We start from the raw sequence: 23,223 nt of genomic DNA on the forward strand, positions 1-23,223 counted from the left end.
GGCTGCGCCTACGGGGGATCCAGCCGCTCTTCAATGCCAAGGAGCAACACGATGGCTTTTACCCGCAGAGAAATGATTACCCGCATCGCCGCCGTCGGCGGCTATGGTGCCGCCGTGAGCGCCCTCGGCGCTTTGGGGCTGACGCCACAAGCCGTGGCGGCGACGTTCACCCCGCTGCAACTGGGCAGCAGCGGCAAAGGCAAAAACGTGGTGGTGGTCGGTGCCGGGATCTCCGGGCTGGTCAGTGCCTATGAGCTGCGCAAGGCCGGTTTCACGGTGACGATTCTGGAGGCTCGGGAGCGCGTCGGCGGACGCAACTGGACCCTGCGTCGTGGCACCAAAGTCGATTTCGACGACGGCGTCAGCCAGACCGTCGACTTCGATGACGGGCAGTTTTTCAACGCCGGGCCGGCGCGAATTCCCAGCCATCACCAGACCATCCTCGGCTACTGCCGCGAGTTGGGCGTCGAGCTGCAAGTGCTGGTCAACAGCAGCCGCAACGCCCTGGCTCTGCCGGACCCGAGCAAACCGGCGTTCCAGTTGCGCCAGGCGGTCAACGACACCCGTGGCCAGCTCTCCGAACTGCTGGCGCGCACCGTCAGCCGCCAAGCCCTGGACCAGGATCTGAGCGTCGACGACCGCAAGGCCTTGCTGAATTTCCTCAAGGTCTATGGCGACCTGAATGCCGACTTCCAATACAAAGGCTCGGTGCGCTCCGGCTACACCCGCGTGCCCGGTGCCGGCGATCAAACCGGGGTGACCCGGGCCCCGCTGGAACTGCAAACCCTGCTCAATCCCAAGCTCTGGGGCGCGTTGGTGTTCGATGAAATCCCCGAGTTTTCTTCGACCATGTTCCAACCGGTGCGCGGCATGGACCGGATTCCCTACGCGTTCTACGACAAGCTCAAGGACGCCGTGCGTTTCAACGCCGAAGTCAGCGATATCCAGACGTCCGAAAGCGGCAGCCGCATCACCTATCGTGATCGCAAGACTGGCAAGACCCAGACCCTGAACGCCGATTACGCGGTGGTCACCGTGCCGCTGCCATTGCTGGCGAAGCTGCCGAGCAACTTCAGCCAGCCGTTCAAGCAAGCGATCCTCAGCGCGCAAAGCGATCAAGCGAACAAAGTGGCCTGGCAGTCGCCGCGTTTCTGGGAAACCGACTTCAACATCTATGGCGGCCTCTCTTACCTGGACCATGAAGTCAAAGGCCTGTGGTATCCAAGCGACCGGCTCAACAGCGCCCAGGGGATTCTGGTCGCCGCCTACAACACCAGCGAACCGGCCCAGGCCTTCAGCAAGAAATCCCTCGCCGAACAGTTCGCCTCCTCGCGGCAAGCCGTCGAACTGCTGCACCCCGGCCACAGCGCCAAGCTGCAAAAACCGGTGGCGATCAACTGGGCCAAGGTGCCCTTCAGCAAAGGCCCGTGGATCGTCAACGACGAGGTTGGCGAGAGCGCTTACGCGATTCTCAACCAACCCCAGGGCCGCACCTATCTGGCCAGCGACGCCCTCGCCCACGGCGGCGTCGGCATCTGGCAGAACAGCGCCGCCGACTCGGCCCGACGCATCGTCGCGCTGATTGGCCGACATGCCGAACGCACTCAATCGGGCGTTGCCGCCTGACTCTTTTCGCTTAAAGGACTGAACGATGAAAGCCATTACCTTGCTCACAGGATTGCTCATGACCGCCACCGCCCTCACCAGCCAGGCCGACGACATCAAACGCATCGCCCTGCCCAACTCGAATTTCCCGATCTCGTTGGCGGTGTCGGTGCCGGCGCAAACCGATCTGCTGTTTGTCAGCGGATTGCTCGCCGATCTGCATGATCCGAAAGCGCCCAAGGATTCCTTCGCCGCGTATGGCGATACCGCAACCCAGACCACCTCGATCCTGAACAAGCTCAAAGGCGTGCTGCAAAGCCAGGGCCTGGACCTCGGCGATGTGGTGCAGCTGCGGGTGTTCCTGGTGGGCGATCCGGCCAAGGGCAACACGCTTGATTTCGCCGGGTTGCAGGAAGGCTACACGCCGTTCTTTGGCAGCACCGCGCAGCCGAACAAACCGGCGCGCACGGCGATTCAGGTCGTCGCACTGCCGCTGCCCGGCGGCCTGGTGGAAATCGAAGCCGTCGCCGCGCGCAAGAAATGACACGCATAACACTAGAAATTCAGGAGCTTCACCCTTATGCGCAACTGCCCAGTCCCTGCTTATCGTCCTTTGTTATTGCCGCTGTCCTTCGCGTGCAGCCTGACCTCGTTCAGCCTTGAAGCCGCTGAAACCGGCGCGCCAACCCTCGACACCGTGGTGGTCACCGGCAACCGTGGTGCCGAGCAACGCACCGTCACTACCAGCCCGACGCCGATTGATGTGGTGACCGGCGAACAACTGCGCTCGGTCGGCAAACCGAGCCTGCTGGAAGCCCTGAGCAAATTCATTCCCTCGTTTAACCTGCCGGACCGCGCCGGGTGGGATGCCAGCGGCGTGGTGCGCTCGGCGACCCTGCGCGGGTTGACCGCGTCCCATGTGTTGGTGCTGGTCAACGGCAAACGCCGCCACACCAGCGCCACGCTGAACATCAATGGGATCAACAGCGGTGCGGCACCGAGCGATCTGGACCTGATCCCGGTGGCGTCCATCGACCATATCGAAGTGCTGCGCGACGGGGCGGCGGCGCAATATGGTTCGGATGCGATTTCCGGGGTGATCAACATCATCCTCAAGCAGACCACGGGCGGCAGTTCTGATACGACGCTGGGCCAGGGTTACGACGGCAAGCGCGGCACCGGGCAGGAAGCGCTCAATTATGGGTTTCAGGTCGGTGAGGCCGGAGTACTTAACGTGTCCCTCGACACCCGGTATCAGGAGCGCGACAACAAGGCCGGCAGCAACGGCTACAGCGCTCATTACTACCCGCAGGCCGATGGCTCGCCCGATCCGCGCGAAGCCGATGCCAGCCATCACACCTACAAAGGCTATGGCTTGCCCCGCAGTCAGTTGGCCGATGCCGGCTACAACCTCGATTTGCCACTCAATGATGCGCTGACGTTGTATTCGTTCTCGACCGTGGCCACCCGCGAGAACAACGACGGCCAGAACTTCCGCCTGCCCAGCGGGCGCAACACCATCACCACCGGACCCAATGGCTATCCCGATGGCTACAGCCCTTATTGGCTGGTCAACGAAACCGATTTCCAGTCGGCCTTCGGTGCCAAGGGCGACAACCTCAGCGGCTGGGCCTGGGACCTGAGCAGCACCTACGGGCGCAACTACGCCAAGCAGCGGACCTACGACAATCAGAACCCGTCCCTGGGCGAAAACACCCCGAACACATTCACCTCCGGCATTTACATCGCCGACCAGTTAACCAGCAACCTGGACCTGAAAAAAAGCTACGAAATCGGCCTGGCCAAGCCGATGGATGTGGCCTTTGGTTTCGAGCATCGGCGGGAAAGCTACGAGACGCGCGCCGGGTCCGAAGCTTCGTATATCGATGGCGGCTACGTGTTCCCGGTCGGCCATCCACGGGCCGGGCAACGTCCGGATCCGGGGGCGCAAGTCACCAATGGGATTACCCCGGAAGATGCGCAGAAAGTCAGCCGCAACAGCGTCGCCAGCTACATCGATCTGGGCTTCTACCCGGTCGAGCAGTGGTACGTCGGCGTCGCCGGCCGTTACGAGCATTACAACGAAGGCATCGGCGGCACCCGCAGCGGCAAGCTCAGCACCCGCTATGAGTTCAACCCGGTGTTCTCGGTGCGCGGCAGCGTCAGCAATGGCTTTCGCGCGCCTTCTTTGGCCAACCAGATTTTTACCGCGCGCTCGACCGGGTTCGACACCATCAATGGTGTCTACCAGTCTTACAACTACGTGATCCTGCCGGTGGACTCGGCAGGCGCCCAGGCCCTCGGCGCCGAGGCGTTGAAACCTGAACGCTCGACCAACTTCAGCCTCGGCTTCGCCCTGACTCCAAGCGAGGATTTGAGCCTGACGGTCGACGGTTACGTGATCAACCTGCGTGATCGCCTGGTGCTCAGCGAACGCTTCCAGGGCCCGGGCATCGCCGCCCTGCTCGACGGCATCGGCGTACCGGCCACGGCGGGCGCGCAGTACTTCACCAACGGCGCCAGCACCCGCACGTCCGGGGTCGATGTGGTGGGCAACTACCGGCAGAACCTCAATCGCTACGGCACGGTGAAATGGACCGCAGCGCTGAACTACAACCACACCCAGATCCTCAGCGTGAACGACACCCCGGAACAACTGACCGCACTGGGCGGCAATTTCCAGCTGATGGGTCGCCAGTCCCGGGCGCTGATCACCAAGACCTCGCCGAGCAGCAAGATGATTTTCGCCGCCGACTGGGGCATCAGCGACTTCGACGTCAACCTGCGGCTGACCCGTTATGGCACGTACACCGAGGTCAACAGTTCGAGCGATCCGAGCCTGGATCGCGAGTACTCGGCCAAATGGATTACCGACCTGGATGTGGCCTATGCGCTGAGCAAACAACTGACCGTGGCCGTGGGCGCGCAGAACCTGTTCGACAAATACCCCGACCATATCGGTGTGCCCAACTCGTCGTTCGGCGACAACTGGGGCAGCTATTCACCGTTCGGTTTCACCGGGGGTTACTACTACACCCGATTGCAGTACGCGTTCTGATGTCAAATCGCGGGCAAAAAAAATCCCAGGCAGCTGATGGACGCCTGGGACTTAAAAATGCATAAACCGTGGTGGTGAACGCGGGGCGATATTAACCTACTAAAACACTTTGAAACAATATAATTCTGCGCACTGTTCGGTTAATTAACGTCGTAAGCCCTTATATATCAACACTATTTGTGCGGACTTGCGTACTTCACGCAATTGGAATCAACGGATCGGCGGCAGCCCAAGCGGACTCGCGATTGGCGGCTGGCGGGTAAATCCACACGGTGTTGATCTGGGTTTTGAGTGCCTTGCCTTCCTGTTTCACCAGTTTGACCTGGCGATCCCAACCTTCGGTATAGACCGCGCCCCAGGCGCCCAGGTCCAGGCACGTCACGTACTTGGGCTGGCTGTAGGGCGTCGGGTCCACACCCAACATCTGCGCGGCCACGTTGTTACCGGCATGACGGCCGAGGACGATCGCGTGCTGGCAGGTCATCAGCGCGTGGTTGCCGATGTCGTCGCTTGCGGCGTAGGCCACGTCGCCCGTGGCGAAGATATCGTCCTGACCAATGACTTGCAGGTGGGCGTCCACGTGCAGGCGGCCAAGGTGATCGCGTTCAGCCGGGATTTGCTCGGTCAGGGAGCTGGCGCGCACGCCGGTGGTCCAGATCACGGTGTTGGCTTCGATGCGTTGACCGTCGGCCAGGGTCACACCGTTTTGATCGACTGATACCACCGACGACTTCAGCTGCCATTTAACGCCCAACTCAGTGCTCGCCTCGGCGATGGACTGGCTGATTTCAGCGCCCATGGACGCGCCGACCTTCTCACCGCGATCAACGATGATCACGTTGATGTTGGCGTTATCGCCCAGGATGGCTCTCAGGCGAGCGGGCATTTCGGTCGCAGTTTCAATTCCGGTGAAGCCGCCGCCGGCGACAACGACGGTGTTGCGGGCATTGTTTTCTGGCTGATTGGCCAGGGATTTGAGGTGGTTTTCCAGGCGTACGGCTTGTTCGATCTGGTCCACGTCGAACGCGTACTCGATCACACCGGGGGTGTTCGGCGAAGCGAGACGGCTGCCAGTGGCCAGAACGAGTTTGTCGTAGCTGATTACCTGTCTGGCACCCGACGCATCGAGATAACCGACACGTTTTTGCTCGACATCGATGGTGTCAGCAGCGCCCTGGACGAACTTCACACCCACCGCATCGAACAGCTCGCCAATCGGCGCGGCCAGTTGATGGGCATTCGGTTCGTAGAAGCGCGGACGCACCCGCAGCTCGGCCTGAGGCGCCAGGACAGTGACTTCAACGCGGTCGTGCCCATGGATATCGAACAATCGCGTGGCGCTCAATGCCGTCCACATCCCGCCAAAACCTGCGCCGATGACCAGAATCTGTTGTTTCATTTTTTAGCTCCGAGTGGAAAACCAGATGATGAATGTTTTCAGGGGTCATGACGGCTGCCCGACCGAATAACTACGACTCTATTGGTCGCCTTTAATCCAAACAAGTCAACATTACTGATCATTCCAATCGGTTTATCAGATTGGTTTTAAAAACCCGTCTGGGCCGAGCCTTACCGATCAGCCCATCCCTAACCCAATAAATAAAGAAGCCGCGACGCGCGTTGCCGCCCTCCTGAACCGCTGCTAATATTTGCGACAATATTAGTCGGAGATCACTATGTCTCTTTACAGCGCAGGCGTTGAGTACGGCATTCATTGCCTGCTTTTTCTGGTGGGTAATGGCGGCGACTCCCGCGAGGCGAGCGTGCGCGACCTCGCGGAGCTGCAAGGCGTGCCGCTGGATTATCTGGCGAAAATCTTCACCAAACTGGCCAAAGCCAAACTGGTGGTGGCCACTGAAGGCGTGCGCGGTGGTTTCAAACTGGCCCGGCCTTCCGATGAAATCACCCTGTTGGACATCGTCAACGCCATCGACGGCCAGAAGCTGATCTTCGATTGCCGTGAGATTCGTGGCCGTTGCGCTTTGTTCGAAGGCGCGCCGCCGGCCTGGGCGCTGGACGGCGGCTGTGCGGTGCATGGGGCGATGATGACCGCGCAGAAACGCATGGAAGACGCCCTCGCCCAGACCGCCCTGATTGATTTGGCGAGAAAGGTCGGACGCAAGGCCCCGCCGGAGTTTTCTGGTCAGGTGGATGAATGGCTGACAGATCGTCGCGAGAAGAAAAGCGGTGCAGGCTCAGAGCAAAGTATTGCGGTGACCGACATCACCGACTAGCCAGCACCACAAAAAAGCCGAAGCCGGAATAATCCGGCTTCGGCTTTCTTCAAAATCGATACCCAGTCTTACAGACAGTCACGCACCGCTTGGCGCATCGCCGCCGATTTCGCCCACGGCGGCCCTTGGTACAGCGACACCCGGCTGCCGTCCTTCGATTTCACGATATCCAGAATCTCGTCCGCCGTGATGATGCTTGGCGCGGTCAGGCGATAGCCGTTGGAAATGGCCATTTGTTTGGTCTTGGGAATCTGCACTTGCCACAACGGCAGCACGCACGCGACGTAGTCTTTCGGCGGCTTGGCGCTGTATTTGCTGACATTGGGCTCGCCCGGCACCAGGGATGCGGGTAATGAACAGCCCGCCAACATCGCCACCGCGACCCCCGCCATCAACATCCGCATACCGCTTCCTCATCCCGAAAAACGGCGAATGTAGCGCGTAGCCGCCCAGACTTCCAGCGAACGATTGGCGAAAGCGACAGAACCGACGTACGCCCTTACGAACGGAACGCCCCACCGGGTAAACGCGACTAATCTTTCGGAGTGGGATTTTGCAGGAGGTCATCATTTTGCTAAACGAACTCGAGAAAGCATTGCATCGCGACTTGCAAAGTGTGGAGTCGAATCTGCGCTGGTCGGCGGTCGAACTTTTGCGCCTGGCTGAACAGTTTCGCCAGGCTGGCAATGAAGTGGATGCCCAGGTAGCCCTGAGGCTGCGGGAGGTGCTCCAGGGGGATGAAGAACGGCTGAAGAGCTACGCCGAGGAAGTGAAGGCGCGGCATATCCGCCGACCGTAAGCTCACTCACCGGAGCACTGCCATGAACAAGCCCCTGTTCGCCTTGGTCGCCGTACTGGCGGCATCGGGCGGTTGCAGCACCGATTCACACGTCTATCGCAATCAGCCGCTGGTGGCCAAAGTCGAAAGCGGCATGAGCAAGGATCAAGTCGAGCAGATCGGCGGCAAGCCCCTGGCCGTCACCGATCGCACGGTGGAGCCCGGCAGCTGTTATGACTACAAGCTGGTTCAGGAAGGCCGCCAGCAACCCTACAATGTCAGTTTCAATGGCGCGGGCAAGGTGGATCACACCAGTTTCATGAGCTGCGCGGAATGGAGTAACGCCCAACGCAGAGCCCGGGAACCCTCTCACTCCTCAAGCGGAATGGGGGGCATGGGCGGCAGCGGCTACTAGCCGAGCGCCAATAAAAAGCCCCGGGGGCAGGCCGGGGCTACACACACGTCGACTACTGGTCAGGCGCCGGCCGTCTCGTCCGCGCCTTATAGGTTGGCAGAGACGCCGCGAAAGCCAGTGCCTCTTCACGGCTGGCGAAGGCGGCCAAACGGTCACCTTTGGTGCAGACCCGCCATGGGCCATGATTGACGCTGAGGACGTCGTAACCGTTCATGTGCATCTTGGTCAGCATCTCAATGCTCATAGTCACCTCCTTATTGGGCAGTGAACATCCACGATTGACGTGCCTACCCTACACCCGCTCCCTGCCCAGGTGCCGACCAGACGTCGCGACGTTTGGTGGCACTTTCCCCTTGCATGACCACTCCAACCCTTCAAGCCGCCGGAATACCGGCCCTCGGCTCGAATATTGCATTTTTGTGACTGTTTTATGACAAACGGGCAATCAGGTAACACATGAAAGTACGCGCCACCGTAATTTGCGAACAAGACCGACACGTCCTCCTGGTGCGCAAGCCCCGGTGTCGCTGGAGTTTGCCCGGCGGCAAGGTCGAGCCGGGCGAAACCAGAGTCGACGCGGCCATCCGCGAACTGGCGGAAGAAACCGGGCTGAGGGTCGACGGCATGCTGTACCTGATGGAGGTGGAAGATGGCGGCACCCGACACCACGTCTATGAAGCATCAGTGGTCAACCTCGACAACGCCCGGCCACAAAACGAGATCATCGATTGCATGTGGCATCCGCTGGACGCCATCCACAACCTGAAAATCAGCGACGCCACGCTGCGGATCGTCAAGGCGTTTCAGCGGCGCTTATAAGGCCGGCCTCAGCCCTGATCGCCACCGCCCACCGGCATGATCATGCCGGTGATATAGGAAGCCTCGTCGCTGGCCAGGAACAGGATAGCGCTGGCCTGCTCATCCAGCGTGCCGTAGCGTTTCATCCAACTGCTGTCGAGGGTTTGCTCGACAATCTGCTGATACCAGACCTTTTCCTGCGCGCTTTGCCCGACATTGTTACGCGGGATCACCCGTGGCGGTGCCTCAGTGCCGCCCGGTGCCGTGGCATTGACCCGGACCCCGCGACCGGCGGTTTCGAATGCCAGGCACGCAGTCAGCGCATTGACCCCGCCTTTCGCTGCGCCATACGGCACTCGATTGACGCTGCGGGTAGCAATGGACGAAACATTGACGATGGCCCCACTGCCTTGCTCCAGCATGAACGGCAGCGCGGCATGGCAACACCACAGCGTCGGGAACAGCGAGCGACGCACTTCAGCTTCGATCTGTTGCACTTCGTAATGCTCGAAGGGCTTGGTCCAGATCGTCCCGCCGACGTTATTGACCAGCACATCCAGACGGCCAAAGCGCTCGACGGCGGTTTTCATCACTCGGCTGCATTCGCTGTAATCCTCAAGGTCGGCGGTCAGCGCAAGTACCTGGCTGCCTTGCCCCAGTTGCAGTTGTAACTCGAAAACCAGCTCGGAGCGATCAACCAGAATCAACCGCGCGCCCTCCGCCGCCATACGCTCAGCGACACGCCGTCCAATGCCTTGGGCAGCCCCGGTAATCAACACGATTTTTTCGTGAAATCTGTTCATACACACCTCATGACAACCCCCTCTCCCGCAGGAGCTGCCGAAGGCTGCGATCTTTTGACGTTGCTTTTTAAGATCAGGATCAAAAGATCGCAGACTTCGGCGACTCCTACGGGGGGCGGCGCCGCAGAAAATTTTATGCCGCGCTGGCAGCAAACTTCTCGTAGTAGAAATTCGCCGGGGCGATCCCTCGTTCGCGAATGTAGTGGCTGACCGCCTCGACCATCGGCGGCGGGCCGCACAGGTAAACGTCGACATCGCCGTCGTTCAGATGCCGCGGCTCGATGTGCTGGGTCACATAGCCCTTGAGCGGATGTTGGCTGTCGGGGTTGGCCACGCAGGCGCTGAAGCTGAAATTCGGGATGCGCGCGGCGAAGGCTTCCAGCCGATCGAGCTCCACCAGGTCGAAGTCGTTGGTCACGCCGTAGATCAGATGCAGCGGTTGCTCGCTACCCTGCTCGGCGATTTTTTCCAGCATCGCGGTGAACGGTGCCAAACCGGTGCCACCGGCCAGCAACAACAGCGGACGGCGGATATCCCTTAGGTAGAAACTGCCCAACGGTCCAGCCAGGGTCATGCTGTCGCCGGCCTTGGCCATGCCGGTGAGGAAGCTGCTCATCAGGCCGCCGGGCACGTTGCGAATCAGGAAACTGACCTCGCCATCGCGCTGCAACGAGCTGAAGGAATACGCACGGGTCTGCTCGCTGCCGGGAACCCCAAGGTTCACGTATTGCCCTGGCAGGAAAGCGAGTTTGCTGAGGGCCTCACCTTTGATCGACAGCGCAATGGTGCTGTCGGACAACTGCCGAACAGCGCTGATGGTCGCTTCAAAACTGGCCTGGCGGGTACGGCAGACGTCCGAGGAAACCGGGACCCGCACCACGCAATCGCTCTGGGCGCGCATCTGGCAGGTCAGGACAAAACCTTGTGCGGCTTCGTCCGCGCTGAGGGCGTCTTCGATGTACTCCTCGCCCAGGTCGTAACGCCCGGCCTCGGCAAAACATTTGCAGGTGCCGCAGGCGCCGTCGCGGCAGTCCAGCGGAATATTGATGCCCTGGCGGTACGCGGCATCGGCCACGGTTTCACCGGGGTTGGCGTCGATGAAACGGGTGACGCCGTCTTCGAAATTGAATGCAATGGAATGCGTCATGACGGCCGCCTCACAAGTGATAGATATCAATGACCTGACGAACGTAGTCGTTCTTCAGGATCACTTTCTTGGCCTTGATCAGGGGGTTTTCACCGCGCACGTCCAAGGTGTAGAAACTGCTGCCGAAATAGCTGTCGACGGTCTTGTAGCGAAAGCTCAGGGTGTGCCAGTTGAAACGCACCTTGCACAGGCCGTCGGCGTGTTCCAGCAGCTCGATGTTGCTGAGGTTGTGGGAGGTGCGGGTGTCCGGAATGCTGGCGCTGGAGCGCTCGGTCTTGATGCGGAATATGCGGTCCTCCAGGCCGGTACGGCTGCCGTACCAGATCAGCGAGATCTCCCGCTGCGGGTCTTCGGTCAGTTCGTCGTTGTCATCCCAGGATGGCATCCAGAAGGAAGCGTCGGCGGCGTACAGTTCCAGCCAGTCGTCCCATTGCTTGTCATCGAGGTAACGGGCTTCGCGGTAGAGAAAATCGCGCACGGCTTCGTAGGTGATGGTCATTGCACGGACTCCACTGCAATCAATTCGGACTGTTCAGCGGCCAGGGCCTTGAGCATGGTTTGCTGCCAGTACTTGTGTTGCAGCACGAACAGGCCTTCGTCCTCGGTGCGCACGCCGCTGAGCAACGGGTGCAGATCGATTTCCCGAGCCGCGTCATCGGCGCCTTCGATCCAGTGTTCGGCGCCGCGGGACATGTCGTTCCAGGTGGTGACACTGCCCTGATAACCGGTCTGGCAGGAGCGAAACTCCTCCAGATCGTCCGGCGTCGCCATGCCGCTGACGTTGAAGAAATCCTCGTATTGGCGAATCCGGCTCGACCGCGCGCTATCGCTTTCACCTTTGGGGGCGATGCAGTAAATGGTGATTTCTGTGCGGTTGACCGAGATTGGCCGGGCGATGCGGATTTGCGAGCTGAACTGATCCATCAGGTACACGTTCGGGTACAGGCACAGGTTGCGCGAGTTCTCGATCATCCAGTCTGCACGGGCCTGGCCGAAGTCCTGGGCCAACTCGTCGCGGCGTTCGTACAGCGGACGGTCCTCGGGGTTGGACCAGCGGGTCCAGAGCAGCATGTGGCCCTTGTCGAACGAGTAAAAACCACCGCCCTGCTTGGCCCAGGTACCCGCGCTCATGGTCGGATTGCTGTCACCGGCCTCGCGCTGTTTGCGTTGGTTCTGGGTCGCCGCGTAGTTCCAGTGCACCGAACTGACGTGGTAGCCGTCGGCACCGTTTTCGGCGGTGAGTTTCCAGTTGCCTTCGTAGATGTAGCTGGAAGAACCACGCAGCACTTGCAGGCCATCAGCGGACTGGTCGACGATCATGTCGATGATCTTTGCCGACTCGCCCAGGTGTTCCACCAGTGGCACCACATCGGCCTTGAGGCTGCCGAACAGGAAGCCGCGATAGGACTCGAACCGCGCGACTTTGGTCAGGTCGTGGGAGCCGTCGCAGTTGAAACTCGCCGGATAACCCGCTTCGGCCGGGTCCTTGACCTTGAGCAGCTTGCCGGAGTTGTTGAAGGTCCAGCCGTGGAACGGACAGGTGTAAGAGCTTTTGTTGCCGGTCTTGTGCCGGCAGAGCATGGCGCCGCGATGGCTGCAGGCATTGATGAAGGCGTTGAGTTCACCGGCCTTGTTGCGCGCAATAAAGATCGACTGGCGGCCCATGGTGGTGGTGTAGAAATCGTTGAGGTTGGGGATCTGGCTTTCGTGGGCCAGATACAGCCAGTTGCCTTCGAAGATGTGTTTCATCTCCAGATCAAACAACCGCGGATCGGTGAACATCTCGCGCTTGCAGCGATAGATGCCCTGTTCTTTGTCGTCTTCCAGCAGGGAGTGAAGGTATTCGGGTCGCAGGGACATGGCCGCCGCCTCCATTGTTTTTATTCAGGCAGGGCCATGCTAGGACGGGGGGGTGAAGCGGACTATCCGATGGGTGCAGACCTTTGTCCGTTTAGCGCAGCCCCTGACCCTGATCGTTCCCACGCTCTGCGTGGGAATGCCTCAACGGACGCTCCGCGTTCGGCCTTTTGGGACGCGGAGCGTACCGGGCTGCATTCCCACGCAGAGCGTGGGAACGATCATTCGGCGCTCGGTTTAGTGCCGGCGCTTGAGGGTGTCGGACGGCAGTTCACCGAACTGTTTGCGGTAGCTGTCGGAGAACCGTCCCAAGTGCAGGAAGCCATAATCCATCGCCACTTCGGTGATGTTACGCACGTTGCAGGTCGGGTCGCTCAGGCAGGCGTTGATGCGCTCCAGGCGTTTCTGGCGGATGTAGTTTTTCGGCGTGGCCCCGGCGTTGCGTTCGAACAAACCATAGAGCGAACGCACACTCATCCGCGCCTGACGCGCCAGTTGTTCGCTGTCGATCTCCTGCTTGAGATTGCGCGCGATGTAATCGGCGATCACCTCGAACGTGGCCGACGGCGAACCAGGACTGACCCGACTGACGTTGGTGCTCATCAGGCTGAGCATCTTGCTGACGATGATCTGCGCATAGTGCTCCTGCACCTTGGGTATCTGCTCGGTGGCTTCGGCCTCCTGGCAAATCATCGCCAGCAGGTTGACGAAACCTTCCAGTTGATCGAGCTGATAGCGGTTCTCCAGAAACCGCACGCCCTGCCCCGGATAACGCCAGCGTTGCTCATCGCACACCGATTCCAGCAAACGGGTCGGGACTTTGAGGATGAATTTTTCGCAATCGGCGGAATAGGTCAGGTCCACCGGATCGTCCGGATTGATCAGCAGCAACTCGCCGGGTTCGAAGTAGTGTTCCTGGCCATGGCCGCGCCACAGGCAGTGGCCGCGCAGCAGCACTTGCAGGTGATAAATGCTTTCCAGCGCGCCGGAGGTGACCCGCACGCTGGCGCCGTAGCTGATGCGACACAGGTCGAGGCTGGCGAACTTGCGGTGATCGAGGCTGGCCAGCGGTCGGCCGACACGGGGCATCAAGATGCAATGGTTGCCAACGTGCTGATTGACGTAGCCCGACACCGCGTAAGGGTCGGCGTGGTCGAAAATTCTGCTGCGCTGACTCAACAGTTGCGCGTGCATCATCGGGTCACTCTCATTGTTGTTATCGGTTGCGTCGGGCGATTCTAAGGCACCGGTCGCAACGCAGAAGGCCACGAGATAAACGGTCGGTTATCTCGTGGCCCGGGCCGGCTAAGTGATGCACTCAGTCTTCAAGTGCGCGAACTCGCTCATGGCGCTGTTGCTCCTCGGGCTGGGCGGACGACTGCAAGGTGAAATCGAAGTCGATTTCGGCAAACCGGCCGCTGACACCGTGGGCCGCCGCCCTTTTTTGATCGTCGCTGAAGGTGATGTGGGCGATCAATTCATCGCGAGTGGCGTAGGCGAAGTCGTCGTGCAGGTATTGGTCGCCATCCAGGTTGATCTGGGTCGTCAGGTGACGATGATCCGGCGCCGAGATGAAGAAGTGGATATGCGCCGGGCGCTGGCCATGGCGGCCCAGTTGATCGAGCAGGTGCTGGGTCGGACCGTCCGGCGGGCAGCCATAACCCGACGGCACGATGCTGCGAAAACGATAACGACCCTCGGCGTCAGTGACGATGCGCCGACGCAGGTTGAACTCCGATTGCGCGGTATCGAAATACGAATACGTGCCGCCGGTATTGGCGTGCCAGACATCCACCACGGCCCCGGAGAGCGGTTCGCCAGCGGTATTGCGCACCTGGCCCTGCATGAACAGCACCACGCCCGGATCGACACCGTCATCAAGTCGCGCCTCGCCTTCAGACAGCGGCGCGCCGGCCACATACAGCGGCCCTTCGATGGTCCGTGGCGTGCCACCGGCCTTGCCGGCCTGCTCGTCTTCGGCATCCATCAACAGGTCGAGGTAATGCTCCAGACCGAGCCCGGCCACCAGCAAACCCGCCTCCTGACGCGCACCCAGCACGTTCAGATAATTGACCGCTTTCCAGAACTCTTCCGGGGTTACGGACAGGTCTTCAATGATGTTCACCGAATCGCGCAGGATGCGATACACCAGCGCCTTGACCCGCGGATCACCAGCCTCGCTGAGCAGACCGCTGGCCTCTTCGAGAAACTTCTGGGCGCTGGCCGTGTGGGAAATCTTGACGTTCATGGGGGTTCCTCATCTTGTAGTTATTAGCGTAGCGAACTGAGCTGGCGGGGCTCAGCGGTCATCCTCGCGAATCGAAGAAGGATGCCGGCACATCGGGTCTATCTCGATGGCCATGTAGGGAAACAGCGGCAGTTGCATCAGCAGGTCGTGCAGTTCCTGAACGCTGTCGACATCGAACACGCTGTAGTTGGCGTAGTGCCCGGCGATTCGCCACAGGTGGCGCCATTTGCCCTGCTCTTGCAGGCGCTGGGCCAGGGCTTTTTCGTCGGCCTTGAGTCGAGTGGCGAGTTCGGGGGTCATGTCGAGTGGCAGGTTCACGGTCATTTTTACGTGGAACAGCATGATGCGCTCCTCAGGCTTGATAAATGGCGGTGGACGTCTTGTCGCGACGGAAGAACGCCAGGCGTTCTTCATCCAGGCACAAGCCCAGGCCCGGTGTATTCGGCACGTGCAGTTCAAAATCGCGATAGACCAGCGGTTCGCTGAGAATGTCTTCGGTCAGCAGCAGCGGGCCGAACAACTCGGTGTCCCAGGCCAGTTTGTTCAGGGTGATAAAGGCATGGGCCGAAGCCAGCGTGCCAATGGCGCCTTCGAGCATGGTGCCGCCGTAGAGGCCGATGCCGGCCGCTTCGGCAATCGCGGCGGTTCTCAGCACGGCGCGGGGGCCGCCGTTCTTGGCGATCTTCAGGGCGAACACCGAAGCGGCGCCCTCCCGCGCCAGGTTGAAGGCGTCTTCCACGCATTCGATGGATTCGTCGGCCATGATCGGCGCCGGGCTTATCGCATTCAGACGTGCCATGCCGGCGCGGTTGTTGCGCGAGATCGGCTGTTCGATCAGGTCGATGCCGTTGCTGCCGAGAATCCGGCAAGCGCGCAGCGCAACCGCTTCATCCCAGGCCTGATTGACATCGACCCGCACACTGGCGCGATCGCCCAGGGCTTTCTTGATCGCGATGACATGGGCCAGGTCGCGGTTGACCTCACCGGCACCGATTTTCAGTTTGAAGATCCGGTGGCGGCGCAGGTCGAGCATTTTCTGCGCTTCGGCGATGTCTTGCTCGGTGTCACCACTGGCCAACGTCCAGGCCACCGGCAGCGCATCGCGAACCCGGCCGCCCAACAACTCGCTGACCGGCAGGCCGAGGCGTTTGCCCTGGGCGTCAAGCAACGCGGTTTCGATACCTGATTTGGCAAACGTATTGCCGCGAATACTGCGCTCCAGGCGCAACATCGCCGCATTCACGTTGGCGCCGTCCTGGCCCAGCAGCAACGGTGCGAAGTGTTGATCGATGTTGGTCTTGATGCTGTCGGGGCTTTCATTGCCATACGCCAGGCCACCGATGGTGGTGGATTCGCCGACACCTTCGATGCCATCGGCGCAGCGCACGCGGATGATCACCAGCGTCTGGTTCTGCATGGTGTGCATGGCGAGCTTGTGCGGGCGGATGGTCGGCAGATCGACGATGATCGTCTCGATCGATTCAATGGCTGTTGCACGCATGTCGATACCCGTCAGGTTCTTTAAATTCTGGGCTGAATTCTCATACGGCTTTAAAGTGACGGCCAATATAGAATTGGTCTGGCTTGATACCTTAAAGGTATTCAACCCATGCGCATCTGGAGGCTCCATGGAACTGCGTCACCTGCGTTACTTTCAGGTCGTGGCTCGCACGCTCAACTTCACCCGCGCCGCCGAGCAGTTGCACATCGCCCAGCCGCCCCTGAGCCGGCAGATCCAGCAACTGGAAGATGAGCTTGGGGTGCAACTGCTGGAACGCGGTCGGCCGCTGAAGCTCACCGACGCCGGACGGTTTTTCCATGAGCATTCGAGCGCGTTACTGGAGCAACTGGGCAAGGTCTGCGACAACACACGGCGGATCGGCCTCGGCGAAAAGACCTGGCTGGGCATCGGGTTTGCGCCGTCGACGCTCTATGGCGTGTTGCCGGAACTGATTCGTCGCTTGCGCAACCACGAGCGTCTGGAACTGGAACTGGGGCTGTCGGAGATGACCACCCTGCAACAGGTGCAGGCGCTCAAGGCCGGGCGCATTGACGTGGGCTTCGGCCGTATTCGCATCGACGACCCGGCGATCATCCAGACCGTGTTGACCGAAGATCGCCTGGTCGCCGCCCTGCCCGCCGGCCACCCGCTGCTGGCCGGTCCGATCAGCCTGCGCGATCTGGCGAAGGAACCGTTCGTGCTCTACCCCGGCAACCCGCGACCGAGCTACGCCGACCACGTGATCGCACTGTTCGAGTCCTATGGCGTGAGCATCCATGTGGCGCAATGGACCAACGAGTTGCAAACGGCAATTGGACTGGTCGGTGCTGGCATCGGCGTTACCCTGGTGCCGGCCTCGGTGCAGTTGCTGCACCGCGACGACATCGGCTTCACCCCACTGCTGGAAGACAACGCCACTTCGCCGATCATCTTGAGCCGACGGGTGGGCGATGTGTCACCGGGGTTGAATCATTGTTTGCAGATGATTGATGAATTGTTGCCGAGAGATTAGTGCCGCAACACAACTGTAGGGGTTGTGTACGTCTGCAAATGTCGTGTTGTACGCGTTTACAGGTTTCAGCCAGCAAACGCCCGCCGCCCCGCGAGCATTTCGGTGCGAAGTTCGCCAATCAAGTTGGAAATATCGCGAATCGAGGTCAGGCGCGATGGCGAGACATAGGGCAACAACAGGTCGATCCGACCGGTCGCGGGGTCGAAGACCTTGATCCGCAATGAGCCGTCGGGGTTCACCGTGCAGTTGCACGAGAGCGGATCAAAACCTGACTCGACAATGCGGCAAATATCAAGAATCGAAACCATGACGGGGGCCTCCATGGCGATTGATCGGATTCAACCCGATCAGCATAGATCTGCTTTCACCAATCTGCGCCCGCAAACCCCCACAATTAATGCGATCAGCTTCGCATTCTGGCGAGCATTCAGTGGGAATCTCCGTCCCAGAGCCAGTTCCAGATCCCCGGTAATTGCACCGGTTCCGCGCTTTCACTGACGGTGCGGGCCATGGCCGCGCGCTGCAATTGCCCTTGATCGTCGTAAAACGGCTTCGGCGCGGTGTTCACCCCGGTGGCCTGGGCGCTGTCGAGCAGGATTTGCAGGTATTCGCGGGCGTGCCGGGCGGAGTAGCGATTGAGGTCGTGGAAGGTCACCACCACCGGAATCACCCCATCGACCGTAGGCAATTCACCGTTGGCGATGCGCTCGCGCACTTCCGACAACTGGCGCAGCATGTTCGCGCGGCGTCGGGGGCTGGCGTTGAAGCCCCAGATCTTGCCGTCATTGGCGCTCAGGTCGGTCAGCAGCACGTGCATGCCGTGGCGCTGATAGGCGGCGAAGGTGCGTTTGTCGTAATTCCAGAACGGCGGACGCACCAGGGTCGGCGGCGCGCCGGTGATCGCGGCGATGTCGGCACTGCCTTTGCTCAGGGACTGCTCCAACTCTTCAGGGTCCAGCGAACGATGATTGGTGTGCGAGTGGGTGGCGGTGTGAAAGCCCAGGATCTGCCCTTCGGCGTGCTCGCGCTGCATGACCCGGCGCCCGATGTCGCTGTGGCCGGCCCGTGGCGCGCCGGTCTGGACGAAGAACACCGCTTTGATATTCGGCTGTATGTCGTTGTGCGCGAGGCTGTCGAGCACGGTGTCGGTCGGGTTCCAGAAGCTCGACGCGCTGGGGCCGTCATCGAAGGTCAGCAGGAAACGGATCGGTGCCTGGGTTTGCAGGCGTTGTTGCGTCTGCGGCGTCATCTCGATAGGCGCCGCAATGCAGCCCGCCAACCCGATAACCAGGGCCAGCGTCGAGAGAACCTTGAACAGTTGCGTCATGTTTTGCCTTGGGCCAGACCGTTGCGGTCATCACGTTAATGGCAAAAACCCCTCGCCAGGTGATCCTCCAATGGGCCCGCAGGTGGCCGCGGGCTCAGGTTGGATAAGGTTACACACTGTTTGGTTCACGCGCTTACGGATTAGTGCGTCAGTGCCTGCTGAAAGGAGTGATCGATGATCGGCGCCGTGGCCAAGGCTGTCGGCAATGCTTGACCTTGAACAGGAAGTCCACGGTGCTCTGCACATCCGCGGCAGCTTGCTGATCCCCCGGGCCGACCGTCATGTGCGTCTGGCGCAACCAATGGCGCGTGCCCGGTACAGCGCAGTGTTTGCCCAGCAACAGTGGCGCAACAGAGTGTTTCGTCGGGTACATCGATTGATCCCTCCAAGCCCCGCAAAGCCCCGGAAACCGTGGAAATCCGCCACATGGCACAGAGCCTGCAATATTCCTTTTATGCAGGAAGCATTCATAAAAACCATTAATCAGGACATAAGAATCCCGTTGCCTTGCCGGAGTTTCATCCATGAGTTCTCTCTTCCGTTTCCCCAACGCCAGGCACTTGATCAGCGCCGTCGCCATCGCCCTGAGTTTGCAACCCCTGGCCCAGGCCGCCGAAACCACCCCGGCCGAAGTGCATCTGGATTACGCCTATTACTCACCGGTCAGCCTGGTGCTCAAGCACTTCGGCTTCGTGGAAAAAGCCCTGCCCCAGACCAAGGTCGGCTGGGTGCTGAGTCAGGGCAGTAACCGCTCGCTGGAATACCTCAACAGCGGCGGCGTCGATTTCGCCTCCTCCGCCAGCCTCGCGGCGGTGTTGAGTCGCGCCAACGGCAGCCCGATCAAGTCGGTGTACGTTTACAGCCGCGCCGAATGGACCGCGCTGGTGGTGCGCAAGGATTCGCCCTACAAGACCGTGGCCGACCTGAGAGGCAAGAAAATCGCCGCCACCAAAGGCACTGACCCGTACCTGTTCACCCTGCGCAGTCTGCAACAGGCCGGGCTGAGCAAGGACGATGTGGAGCTGGTGCATTTGCAGCACCCGGACGGTCGCACCGCGTTGGAAAAAGGTGATGTCGACGCTTGGGCCGGGCTCGATCCGCACATGGCGGCGAGCCAGGTCCAGGCCGGTTCTCGGTTGCTCTATCGCAACACCAACTTCAACAGTTACGGGGTGGTCAGCGTCACCGACCGCTACGCCAAGGAACACCCGAAAACCATCGAAAGCGTGCTCAACGCCTATGAACAGGCACGGGAATGGGCGGTTAAAAACCCGGAAGAACTGGCGAAGTTGCTTGCCACTGAATCGGGCTTGCCGCTGGAAGTGGCGAAGCTGCAATTGTCGCGTACTGATTTGAGCAGTCCGCAATTGACGGCCAAGGATGTAATTGCGTCCAAGGCTGCGGCGCCGATTCTGGTGTCGGAAGAGTTGGTGCGCAAAGGGGTTAACGTCGATCAAGTCATTGATCAACTGATCGACACCGGTTTCAAAGAGACCGTGGCCCGTCAATAAAGAACGCTGCCCCCCTGTAGGAGCGAGGCTTGCCCGCGAAGCTTTTGGCGATTTCAAAGGCCCCTTCGCGGGCAAGCCTCGCTCCTACAAGGGGCTGTGATCTGTCTGGAGAACCCCATGACCAGCAAAAGCAAAGACCTCCCCGCGCACTTGGCGCTACCTGAACCACGACGCCTGAACAACGCCTGGAAACTGCGCCTCAAAGGTCTGGCCCTACCGATTGCGATCATCCTCATCCTGGAACTGGTCGTGCGCATCGGCTGGCTCCCCTCCTACCAAATGCCCGCCCCCAGCGAAGTCGCCCTGACCCTGCGCGACTTGGCTGAAGGCGCGCTGTGGAAACACATCAGCGCCAGTCTGTTGCGGGTGCTGCTGGGTTTCGCCATCGGCGCCAGCCTGGCCCTGGTGTTTGCCGCGTGGGTCGGTTTGAGCCGCGAAGCCGAAGCTTATCTGGAGCCGACCTTCGCCGGCCTGCGTTCAATTCCGAGCCTGGCCTGGGTGCCGTTGTTGCTGCTATGGCTGGGCATCGACGAGACCTCGAAGATTGTCCTGATCGCCATCGGCGCCTTCTTCCCGGTGTACCTCAACGGCGTCGCCGCGATCCGCGACATCGACCGCAAACTGGTGGAAGTCGGGCAAATGTACGGCTTCAGCCGGGCGCGGCTGGTACGGCGGATTTTGCTGCCCGCCGCCCTGCCCGGCCTGTTCACCGGGTTGCGCAGCGGCATGAGCCTGGCCTGGATGTTCCTGGTGGCCGCCGAACTGATCGCCGCGACCAAAGGCCTCGGTTATTTGCTCAGCGACGGCCGCGAAACCTCGCGCCCGGACATCGTGCTCGCCGCGATCATCGTGTTGGCGGTGCTGGGCAAACTCAGCGACGGCATCCTCGCCAGCCTGGAGACACGTTTCCTGGCCTGGCGCGACACCTTCAACGGCCAAAGCGCGGAGGATTGAGGCATGACCGAACACCTGCTGGACATCCGCGTGGAGCGTAAAACCTTCGCCAGCACCACCGTGCTGAAGAACATCCACCTGCAATTGAAAGCCCGGGAAACCGTCAGCCTGCTCGGCCCCAGCGGTTGCGGCAAAAGCACCTTGCTGCGGATCGTCGCCGGGCTGGAAAAGGACTTTCAGGGCGAGTTGAAAAACAACACCGGTGAAGTGGCGTTCGTGTTTCAGGAACCGCGCCTGATGCCGTGGCTGACGGTGGAGCAGAACATCGGTTTCAGCGCCGACAGCCATTACGACAAGGCCTGGGTCGCGCAACTGATCGAAGAAGTCGGCCTCGGCGGTTTCGCCCAGGCGCTGCCCAAGGCCTTGTCTGGTGGCATGGCGCAACGGGTGGCCATCGCGCGCGGGCTGTATTCGCGCCCGCACGTGTTGTTGCTGGACGAACCGTTCAGCGCGGTGGACGCCTTCACCCGGATGAAACTCCAGGACCTGCTGTTGCAACTGGCCGAGCGCCACGCCATCGCCCTGCTGCTGGTGACCCACGATGTCGACGAAGCGTTGTACCTGAGCGACCGGGTGTTGGTGATGGACAATCGGCCCAGCAGCATTCGTCAGGAATTGGCCGTGGACCTGGCCCATCCCCGCGATCGTCGCGATCCGCTGCTGGCGCAGCTCAAAGCCTTGTCGCTGACCGAGTTGCAGCGCGCCCATGTCATCTAAGCTGAAATCTCCACTGGGAGGTTCAGTCGATGTGCGGACGCCTGTCGCAGTACCGGGGCATTCACGATTTCGTGGCGGTGTTGAGCATCCCCGACGCGTTGATCAACCACGTCGGCGATGAACCGCTGGCCCGTTATAACGCCGCGCCGACCACCCAACTGGCGCTGTTTCACCTGCAAAACGACGGGTTGCATGCCGACAACGTGCGCTGGGGTTGGCGGCCGCACTGGGCGAAGGATCGCGCGGCGCCGATTAACGCCCGGGTCGAGAAAGTCGCCCACGGCCCGTTCTTCCGGGCGATCTGGCCGCACCGCTCCATTTGCCCGATCGACAACTGGTTTGAATGGGTCGATGCCGGGGATTCGACGCGCCAGCCGTGGCTGATTCGCCACCGCGACCACACGCCGATTTACTGCGCGGCGATCGGCCAGTTCCCGGCCGCCGGTGCCGAGCCTCGGGGCGACGACGGTTTTGTGATCATTACCGCCGACGCTGAGGGCGGCCTGCTTGACGTCCACGACCGGCGACCGGTCGTGTTGTCGGCGGAGCTGGCGCGGGAATGGCTCGACCCGGCGACGCCCAGGGAGCGCGCCGAACAGATGGTGTTGTGGCAAGGTGAAACCAGCGACCGTTTTCAGTGGCACAGGGTCGGCAAAGCGGTGGGTAATGTTCGAAACCAGGGCGCAACGTTGATTGACGAGGTGCCTTGAGGGTTATCCAGCGTCTTTTAATTCCCTTACTAAAAAGTTGCCTATATAACCCAGACGCTCAAACGTTACATTCAGTGTTTCAAGCGCGAGACACTTATATATTCGCGGCCAATTGACGCACAACCGCCGGTCTGACATTCCAACCGTCATACATACATTTAACAGGACTACAGATAGCATGCGCGCCGCATTTCCATAAGCATGCCCGGTTGACCGAAGAGTCAACAACCTCAGGAAATCCCTACAACTTTTACACACTTTGCAGAGAAATAAGTTGCGCGACGATTTTGCAATCAAACAAGTCGATGGGCTGGACTGTGTCTATCTGTCAATGACAGAACACTTGCAACTCAACTGCTTTATCGGCAATTACATAAAGACTCGAAACCTGCACGCGGTCGTCAATATCGAACGCATTCTGCGCGCCACGCTGCAAAGCTATCCGGGCAAGCCGCCGGTGATGGTCAATGAAGTCAACGCCTGGATCGACAAGACCCTCGGTTATCGCGCCGCCCACCCCGACTTCCCTCATTTGGAAGACGCCTGAA

Annotated in this window: 26 protein-coding genes and 1 pseudogene; 13 read left to right on the forward strand and 14 right to left on the reverse strand. The window is 60.5% G+C overall.

Annotation, left to right across the window (positions count from 1 at the left end; translation table 11 throughout):
• Window positions 1–51: 51 nt before the first annotated feature.
• From ACZ89E_RS08915 to ACZ89E_RS08925, 3 genes are read left to right on the forward strand one after another with little or no spacing between them, the layout of a single operon-like run.
• On the forward strand, window positions 52–1,626 hold the full coding sequence (locus tag ACZ89E_RS08915; protein ID WP_476255409.1) for a flavin monoamine oxidase family protein: 1,575 nt from the start codon (window positions 52–54) through the stop codon (window positions 1,624–1,626).
• A 25-nt stretch (window positions 1,627–1,651) separates the two neighbouring features.
• Window positions 1,652–2,149 (forward strand): RidA family protein, encoded by a 498-nt coding sequence (locus tag ACZ89E_RS08920; protein WP_476255410.1) that lies wholly within the window; start codon window positions 1,652–1,654, stop codon window positions 2,147–2,149.
• A gap of 36 nt (window positions 2,150–2,185) precedes the next feature.
• Window positions 2,186–4,663, forward strand: coding sequence for a TonB-dependent receptor plug domain-containing protein (locus ACZ89E_RS08925; RefSeq protein ID WP_476255411.1), 2,478 nt, complete (start codon window positions 2,186–2,188; stop codon window positions 4,661–4,663).
• Between the two features lie 196 nt (window positions 4,664–4,859).
• Here ACZ89E_RS08925 and ACZ89E_RS08930 read toward each other — a convergent pair whose 3' ends face one another.
• A complete protein-coding gene (locus ACZ89E_RS08930) occupies window positions 4,860–6,062 on the reverse strand; it encodes an NAD(P)/FAD-dependent oxidoreductase (RefSeq protein WP_476255412.1) in 1,203 nt (400 codons plus the stop codon).
• 277 nt (window positions 6,063–6,339) lie between these two features.
• On the opposite strand from ACZ89E_RS08930, the gene ACZ89E_RS08935 reads away from it, so the two are divergent.
• Window positions 6,340–6,897, forward strand: coding sequence for an RrF2 family transcriptional regulator (locus tag ACZ89E_RS08935; protein ID WP_149658326.1), 558 nt, complete (start codon window positions 6,340–6,342; stop codon window positions 6,895–6,897).
• Between the two features lie 68 nt (window positions 6,898–6,965).
• On the opposite strand, the gene ACZ89E_RS08940 is transcribed toward ACZ89E_RS08935, so the two are convergent.
• Window positions 6,966–7,301, reverse strand: coding sequence for a hypothetical protein (locus ACZ89E_RS08940; RefSeq protein WP_149658327.1), 336 nt, complete (start codon window positions 7,299–7,301; stop codon window positions 6,966–6,968).
• 164 nt (window positions 7,302–7,465) lie between these two features.
• Between ACZ89E_RS08940 and ACZ89E_RS08945 the strand changes: the two genes are divergently transcribed.
• Together ACZ89E_RS08945 and osmE are read left to right on the forward strand one after the other, a co-directional pair.
• Window positions 7,466–7,696 (forward strand): hypothetical protein, encoded by a 231-nt coding sequence (locus ACZ89E_RS08945; RefSeq protein WP_149658599.1) that lies wholly within the window; start codon window positions 7,466–7,468, stop codon window positions 7,694–7,696.
• 22 nt (window positions 7,697–7,718) lie between these two features.
• Complete coding sequence (gene osmE / locus ACZ89E_RS08950; RefSeq protein WP_149658328.1) at window positions 7,719–8,090, forward strand: osmotically-inducible lipoprotein OsmE; 372 nt, start codon at window positions 7,719–7,721, stop codon at window positions 8,088–8,090.
• 52 nt (window positions 8,091–8,142) lie between these two features.
• On the opposite strand, the gene ACZ89E_RS08955 is transcribed toward osmE, so the two are convergent.
• Window positions 8,143–8,334, reverse strand: coding sequence for a DUF2188 domain-containing protein (locus ACZ89E_RS08955; protein ID WP_149658329.1), 192 nt, complete (start codon window positions 8,332–8,334; stop codon window positions 8,143–8,145).
• A gap of 212 nt (window positions 8,335–8,546) precedes the next feature.
• Between ACZ89E_RS08955 and ACZ89E_RS08960 the strand changes: the two genes are divergently transcribed.
• Window positions 8,547–8,909 carry an NUDIX hydrolase gene (locus ACZ89E_RS08960; RefSeq protein WP_463260430.1) on the forward strand — a complete coding sequence of 121 codons (363 nt, stop codon included), beginning with the start codon at window positions 8,547–8,549 and terminating at the stop codon, window positions 8,907–8,909.
• 8 nt (window positions 8,910–8,917) lie between these two features.
• On the opposite strand, the gene ACZ89E_RS08965 is transcribed toward ACZ89E_RS08960, so the two are convergent.
• From ACZ89E_RS08965 to ACZ89E_RS09000, 8 genes are all read right to left on the reverse strand, one after another.
• Entirely contained in the window at window positions 8,918–9,691 is a 774-nt protein-coding gene (locus ACZ89E_RS08965; RefSeq protein ID WP_463260429.1) for a 1,6-dihydroxycyclohexa-2,4-diene-1-carboxylate dehydrogenase, read from the reverse strand.
• Between the two features lie 133 nt (window positions 9,692–9,824).
• The gene (benC, locus tag ACZ89E_RS08970) at window positions 9,825–10,838 is read right to left on the reverse strand and encodes a benzoate 1,2-dioxygenase electron transfer component BenC (RefSeq protein WP_463260428.1); all 1,014 of its coding nucleotides are present in this window, start codon (window positions 10,836–10,838) and stop codon (window positions 9,825–9,827) included.
• 10 nt (window positions 10,839–10,848) lie between these two features.
• On the reverse strand, window positions 10,849–11,337 hold the full coding sequence (benB, locus tag ACZ89E_RS08975) for a benzoate 1,2-dioxygenase small subunit (RefSeq protein WP_149658333.1): 489 nt from the start codon (window positions 11,335–11,337) through the stop codon (window positions 10,849–10,851).
• Window positions 11,334–12,698, reverse strand: coding sequence for a benzoate 1,2-dioxygenase large subunit (gene benA / locus ACZ89E_RS08980; protein ID WP_149658334.1), 1,365 nt, complete (start codon window positions 12,696–12,698; stop codon window positions 11,334–11,336). Before benA ends, benB begins: the two co-directional genes overlap by 4 nt.
• Before the next feature lie 234 nt (window positions 12,699–12,932).
• The gene (locus ACZ89E_RS08985) at window positions 12,933–13,892 is read right to left on the reverse strand and encodes an AraC family transcriptional regulator (protein ID WP_476255413.1); all 960 of its coding nucleotides are present in this window, start codon (window positions 13,890–13,892) and stop codon (window positions 12,933–12,935) included.
• A 121-nt stretch (window positions 13,893–14,013) separates the two neighbouring features.
• Complete coding sequence (catA, locus tag ACZ89E_RS08990) at window positions 14,014–14,943, reverse strand: catechol 1,2-dioxygenase (protein ID WP_476255414.1); 930 nt, start codon at window positions 14,941–14,943, stop codon at window positions 14,014–14,016.
• A gap of 51 nt (window positions 14,944–14,994) precedes the next feature.
• Entirely contained in the window at window positions 14,995–15,285 is a 291-nt protein-coding gene (catC, locus tag ACZ89E_RS08995) for a muconolactone Delta-isomerase (protein ID WP_149658337.1), read from the reverse strand.
• Window positions 15,286–15,295: 10 nt separating this feature from the next.
• A complete protein-coding gene (locus ACZ89E_RS09000; protein WP_476255415.1) occupies window positions 15,296–16,444 on the reverse strand; it encodes a muconate cycloisomerase family protein in 1,149 nt (382 codons plus the stop codon).
• 127 nt (window positions 16,445–16,571) lie between these two features.
• Between ACZ89E_RS09000 and ACZ89E_RS09005 the strand changes: the two genes are divergently transcribed.
• Window positions 16,572–17,456 carry a LysR family transcriptional regulator gene (locus ACZ89E_RS09005; protein ID WP_149658339.1) on the forward strand — a complete coding sequence of 295 codons (885 nt, stop codon included), beginning with the start codon at window positions 16,572–16,574 and terminating at the stop codon, window positions 17,454–17,456.
• 65 nt (window positions 17,457–17,521) lie between these two features.
• Here ACZ89E_RS09005 and ACZ89E_RS09010 read toward each other — a convergent pair whose 3' ends face one another.
• The 3 genes and pseudogenes from ACZ89E_RS09010 to ACZ89E_RS09020 all read right to left on the reverse strand — a co-directional run.
• Window positions 17,522–17,764, reverse strand: a complete 243-nt coding sequence (locus ACZ89E_RS09010) for a DUF1652 domain-containing protein (RefSeq protein ID WP_149658340.1) — start codon at window positions 17,762–17,764, stop codon at window positions 17,522–17,524.
• 119 nt (window positions 17,765–17,883) lie between these two features.
• Window positions 17,884–18,783 (reverse strand): polysaccharide deacetylase family protein, encoded by a 900-nt coding sequence (locus ACZ89E_RS09015; protein ID WP_476255416.1) that lies wholly within the window; start codon window positions 18,781–18,783, stop codon window positions 17,884–17,886.
• Window positions 18,784–18,923: 140 nt separating this feature from the next.
• A pseudogene (locus tag ACZ89E_RS09020) lies at window positions 18,924–19,093 on the reverse strand (ABC transporter substrate-binding protein); the annotation flags it as partial.
• A 214-nt stretch (window positions 19,094–19,307) separates the two neighbouring features.
• Between ACZ89E_RS09020 and ACZ89E_RS09025 the strand changes: the two are divergent.
• From ACZ89E_RS09025 to ACZ89E_RS09045, 5 genes are all read left to right on the forward strand, one after another.
• A complete protein-coding gene (locus tag ACZ89E_RS09025) occupies window positions 19,308–20,294 on the forward strand; it encodes an aliphatic sulfonate ABC transporter substrate-binding protein (RefSeq protein ID WP_476255417.1) in 987 nt (328 codons plus the stop codon).
• A 117-nt stretch (window positions 20,295–20,411) separates the two neighbouring features.
• Window positions 20,412–21,248 carry an ABC transporter permease gene (locus tag ACZ89E_RS09030; protein ID WP_463260422.1) on the forward strand — a complete coding sequence of 279 codons (837 nt, stop codon included), beginning with the start codon at window positions 20,412–20,414 and terminating at the stop codon, window positions 21,246–21,248.
• Between the two features lie 3 nt (window positions 21,249–21,251).
• Window positions 21,252–21,965 (forward strand): ABC transporter ATP-binding protein, encoded by a 714-nt coding sequence (locus ACZ89E_RS09035; RefSeq protein WP_476255418.1) that lies wholly within the window; start codon window positions 21,252–21,254, stop codon window positions 21,963–21,965.
• A 29-nt stretch (window positions 21,966–21,994) separates the two neighbouring features.
• Window positions 21,995–22,675 carry an SOS response-associated peptidase family protein gene (locus ACZ89E_RS09040; protein ID WP_476255419.1) on the forward strand — a complete coding sequence of 227 codons (681 nt, stop codon included), beginning with the start codon at window positions 21,995–21,997 and terminating at the stop codon, window positions 22,673–22,675.
• Between the two features lie 274 nt (window positions 22,676–22,949).
• On the forward strand, window positions 22,950–23,222 hold the full coding sequence (locus ACZ89E_RS09045) for a hypothetical protein (RefSeq protein ID WP_149658346.1): 273 nt from the start codon (window positions 22,950–22,952) through the stop codon (window positions 23,220–23,222).
• Window position 23,223 lies beyond the last annotated feature (1 nt).

It is taken from the genome of Pseudomonas sp. TE3899 (assembly GCF_056279105.1).

Bases quoted from the DNA above. Each gene is read 5' to 3' on its own strand.
- ACZ89E_RS08915 (WP_476255409.1), top strand. From the start codon at position 52: ATGGCTTTTACCCGCAGAGAAATGATTACCCGCATCGCCGCCGTCGGC.
- ACZ89E_RS08920 (WP_476255410.1), top strand. From the start codon at position 1,652: ATGAAAGCCATTACCTTGCTCACAGGATTGCTCATGACCGCCACCGCC.
- ACZ89E_RS08925 (WP_476255411.1), top strand. From the start codon at position 2,186: ATGCGCAACTGCCCAGTCCCTGCTTATCGTCCTTTGTTATTGCCGCTG.
- ACZ89E_RS08930 (WP_476255412.1), bottom strand. From the start codon at position 6,062: ATGAAACAACAGATTCTGGTCATCGGCGCAGGTTTTGGCGGGATGTGG.
- ACZ89E_RS08935 (WP_149658326.1), top strand. From the start codon at position 6,340: ATGTCTCTTTACAGCGCAGGCGTTGAGTACGGCATTCATTGCCTGCTT.
- ACZ89E_RS08940 (WP_149658327.1), bottom strand. From the start codon at position 7,301: ATGCGGATGTTGATGGCGGGGGTCGCGGTGGCGATGTTGGCGGGCTGT.
- osmE (WP_149658328.1), top strand. From the start codon at position 7,719: ATGAACAAGCCCCTGTTCGCCTTGGTCGCCGTACTGGCGGCATCGGGC.
- ACZ89E_RS08955 (WP_149658329.1), bottom strand. From the start codon at position 8,334: ATGAGCATTGAGATGCTGACCAAGATGCACATGAACGGTTACGACGTC.
- ACZ89E_RS08960 (WP_463260430.1), top strand. From the start codon at position 8,547: ATGAAAGTACGCGCCACCGTAATTTGCGAACAAGACCGACACGTCCTC.
- ACZ89E_RS08965 (WP_463260429.1), bottom strand. From the start codon at position 9,691: ATGAACAGATTTCACGAAAAAATCGTGTTGATTACCGGGGCTGCCCAA.
- benC (WP_463260428.1), bottom strand. From the start codon at position 10,838: ATGACGCATTCCATTGCATTCAATTTCGAAGACGGCGTCACCCGTTTC.
- benB (WP_149658333.1), bottom strand. From the start codon at position 11,337: ATGACCATCACCTACGAAGCCGTGCGCGATTTTCTCTACCGCGAAGCC.
- benA (WP_149658334.1), bottom strand. From the start codon at position 12,698: ATGTCCCTGCGACCCGAATACCTTCACTCCCTGCTGGAAGACGACAAA.
- ACZ89E_RS08985 (WP_476255413.1), bottom strand. From the start codon at position 13,892: ATGATGCACGCGCAACTGTTGAGTCAGCGCAGCAGAATTTTCGACCAC.
- catA (WP_476255414.1), bottom strand. From the start codon at position 14,943: ATGAACGTCAAGATTTCCCACACGGCCAGCGCCCAGAAGTTTCTCGAA.
- catC (WP_149658337.1), bottom strand. From the start codon at position 15,285: ATGCTGTTCCACGTAAAAATGACCGTGAACCTGCCACTCGACATGACC.
- ACZ89E_RS09000 (WP_476255415.1), bottom strand. From the start codon at position 16,444: ATGCGTGCAACAGCCATTGAATCGATCGAGACGATCATCGTCGATCTG.
- ACZ89E_RS09005 (WP_149658339.1), top strand. From the start codon at position 16,572: ATGGAACTGCGTCACCTGCGTTACTTTCAGGTCGTGGCTCGCACGCTC.
- ACZ89E_RS09010 (WP_149658340.1), bottom strand. From the start codon at position 17,764: ATGGTTTCGATTCTTGATATTTGCCGCATTGTCGAGTCAGGTTTTGAT.
- ACZ89E_RS09015 (WP_476255416.1), bottom strand. From the start codon at position 18,783: ATGACGCAACTGTTCAAGGTTCTCTCGACGCTGGCCCTGGTTATCGGG.
- ACZ89E_RS09025 (WP_476255417.1), top strand. From the start codon at position 19,308: ATGAGTTCTCTCTTCCGTTTCCCCAACGCCAGGCACTTGATCAGCGCC.
- ACZ89E_RS09030 (WP_463260422.1), top strand. From the start codon at position 20,412: ATGACCAGCAAAAGCAAAGACCTCCCCGCGCACTTGGCGCTACCTGAA.
- ACZ89E_RS09035 (WP_476255418.1), top strand. From the start codon at position 21,252: ATGACCGAACACCTGCTGGACATCCGCGTGGAGCGTAAAACCTTCGCC.
- ACZ89E_RS09040 (WP_476255419.1), top strand. From the start codon at position 21,995: ATGTGCGGACGCCTGTCGCAGTACCGGGGCATTCACGATTTCGTGGCG.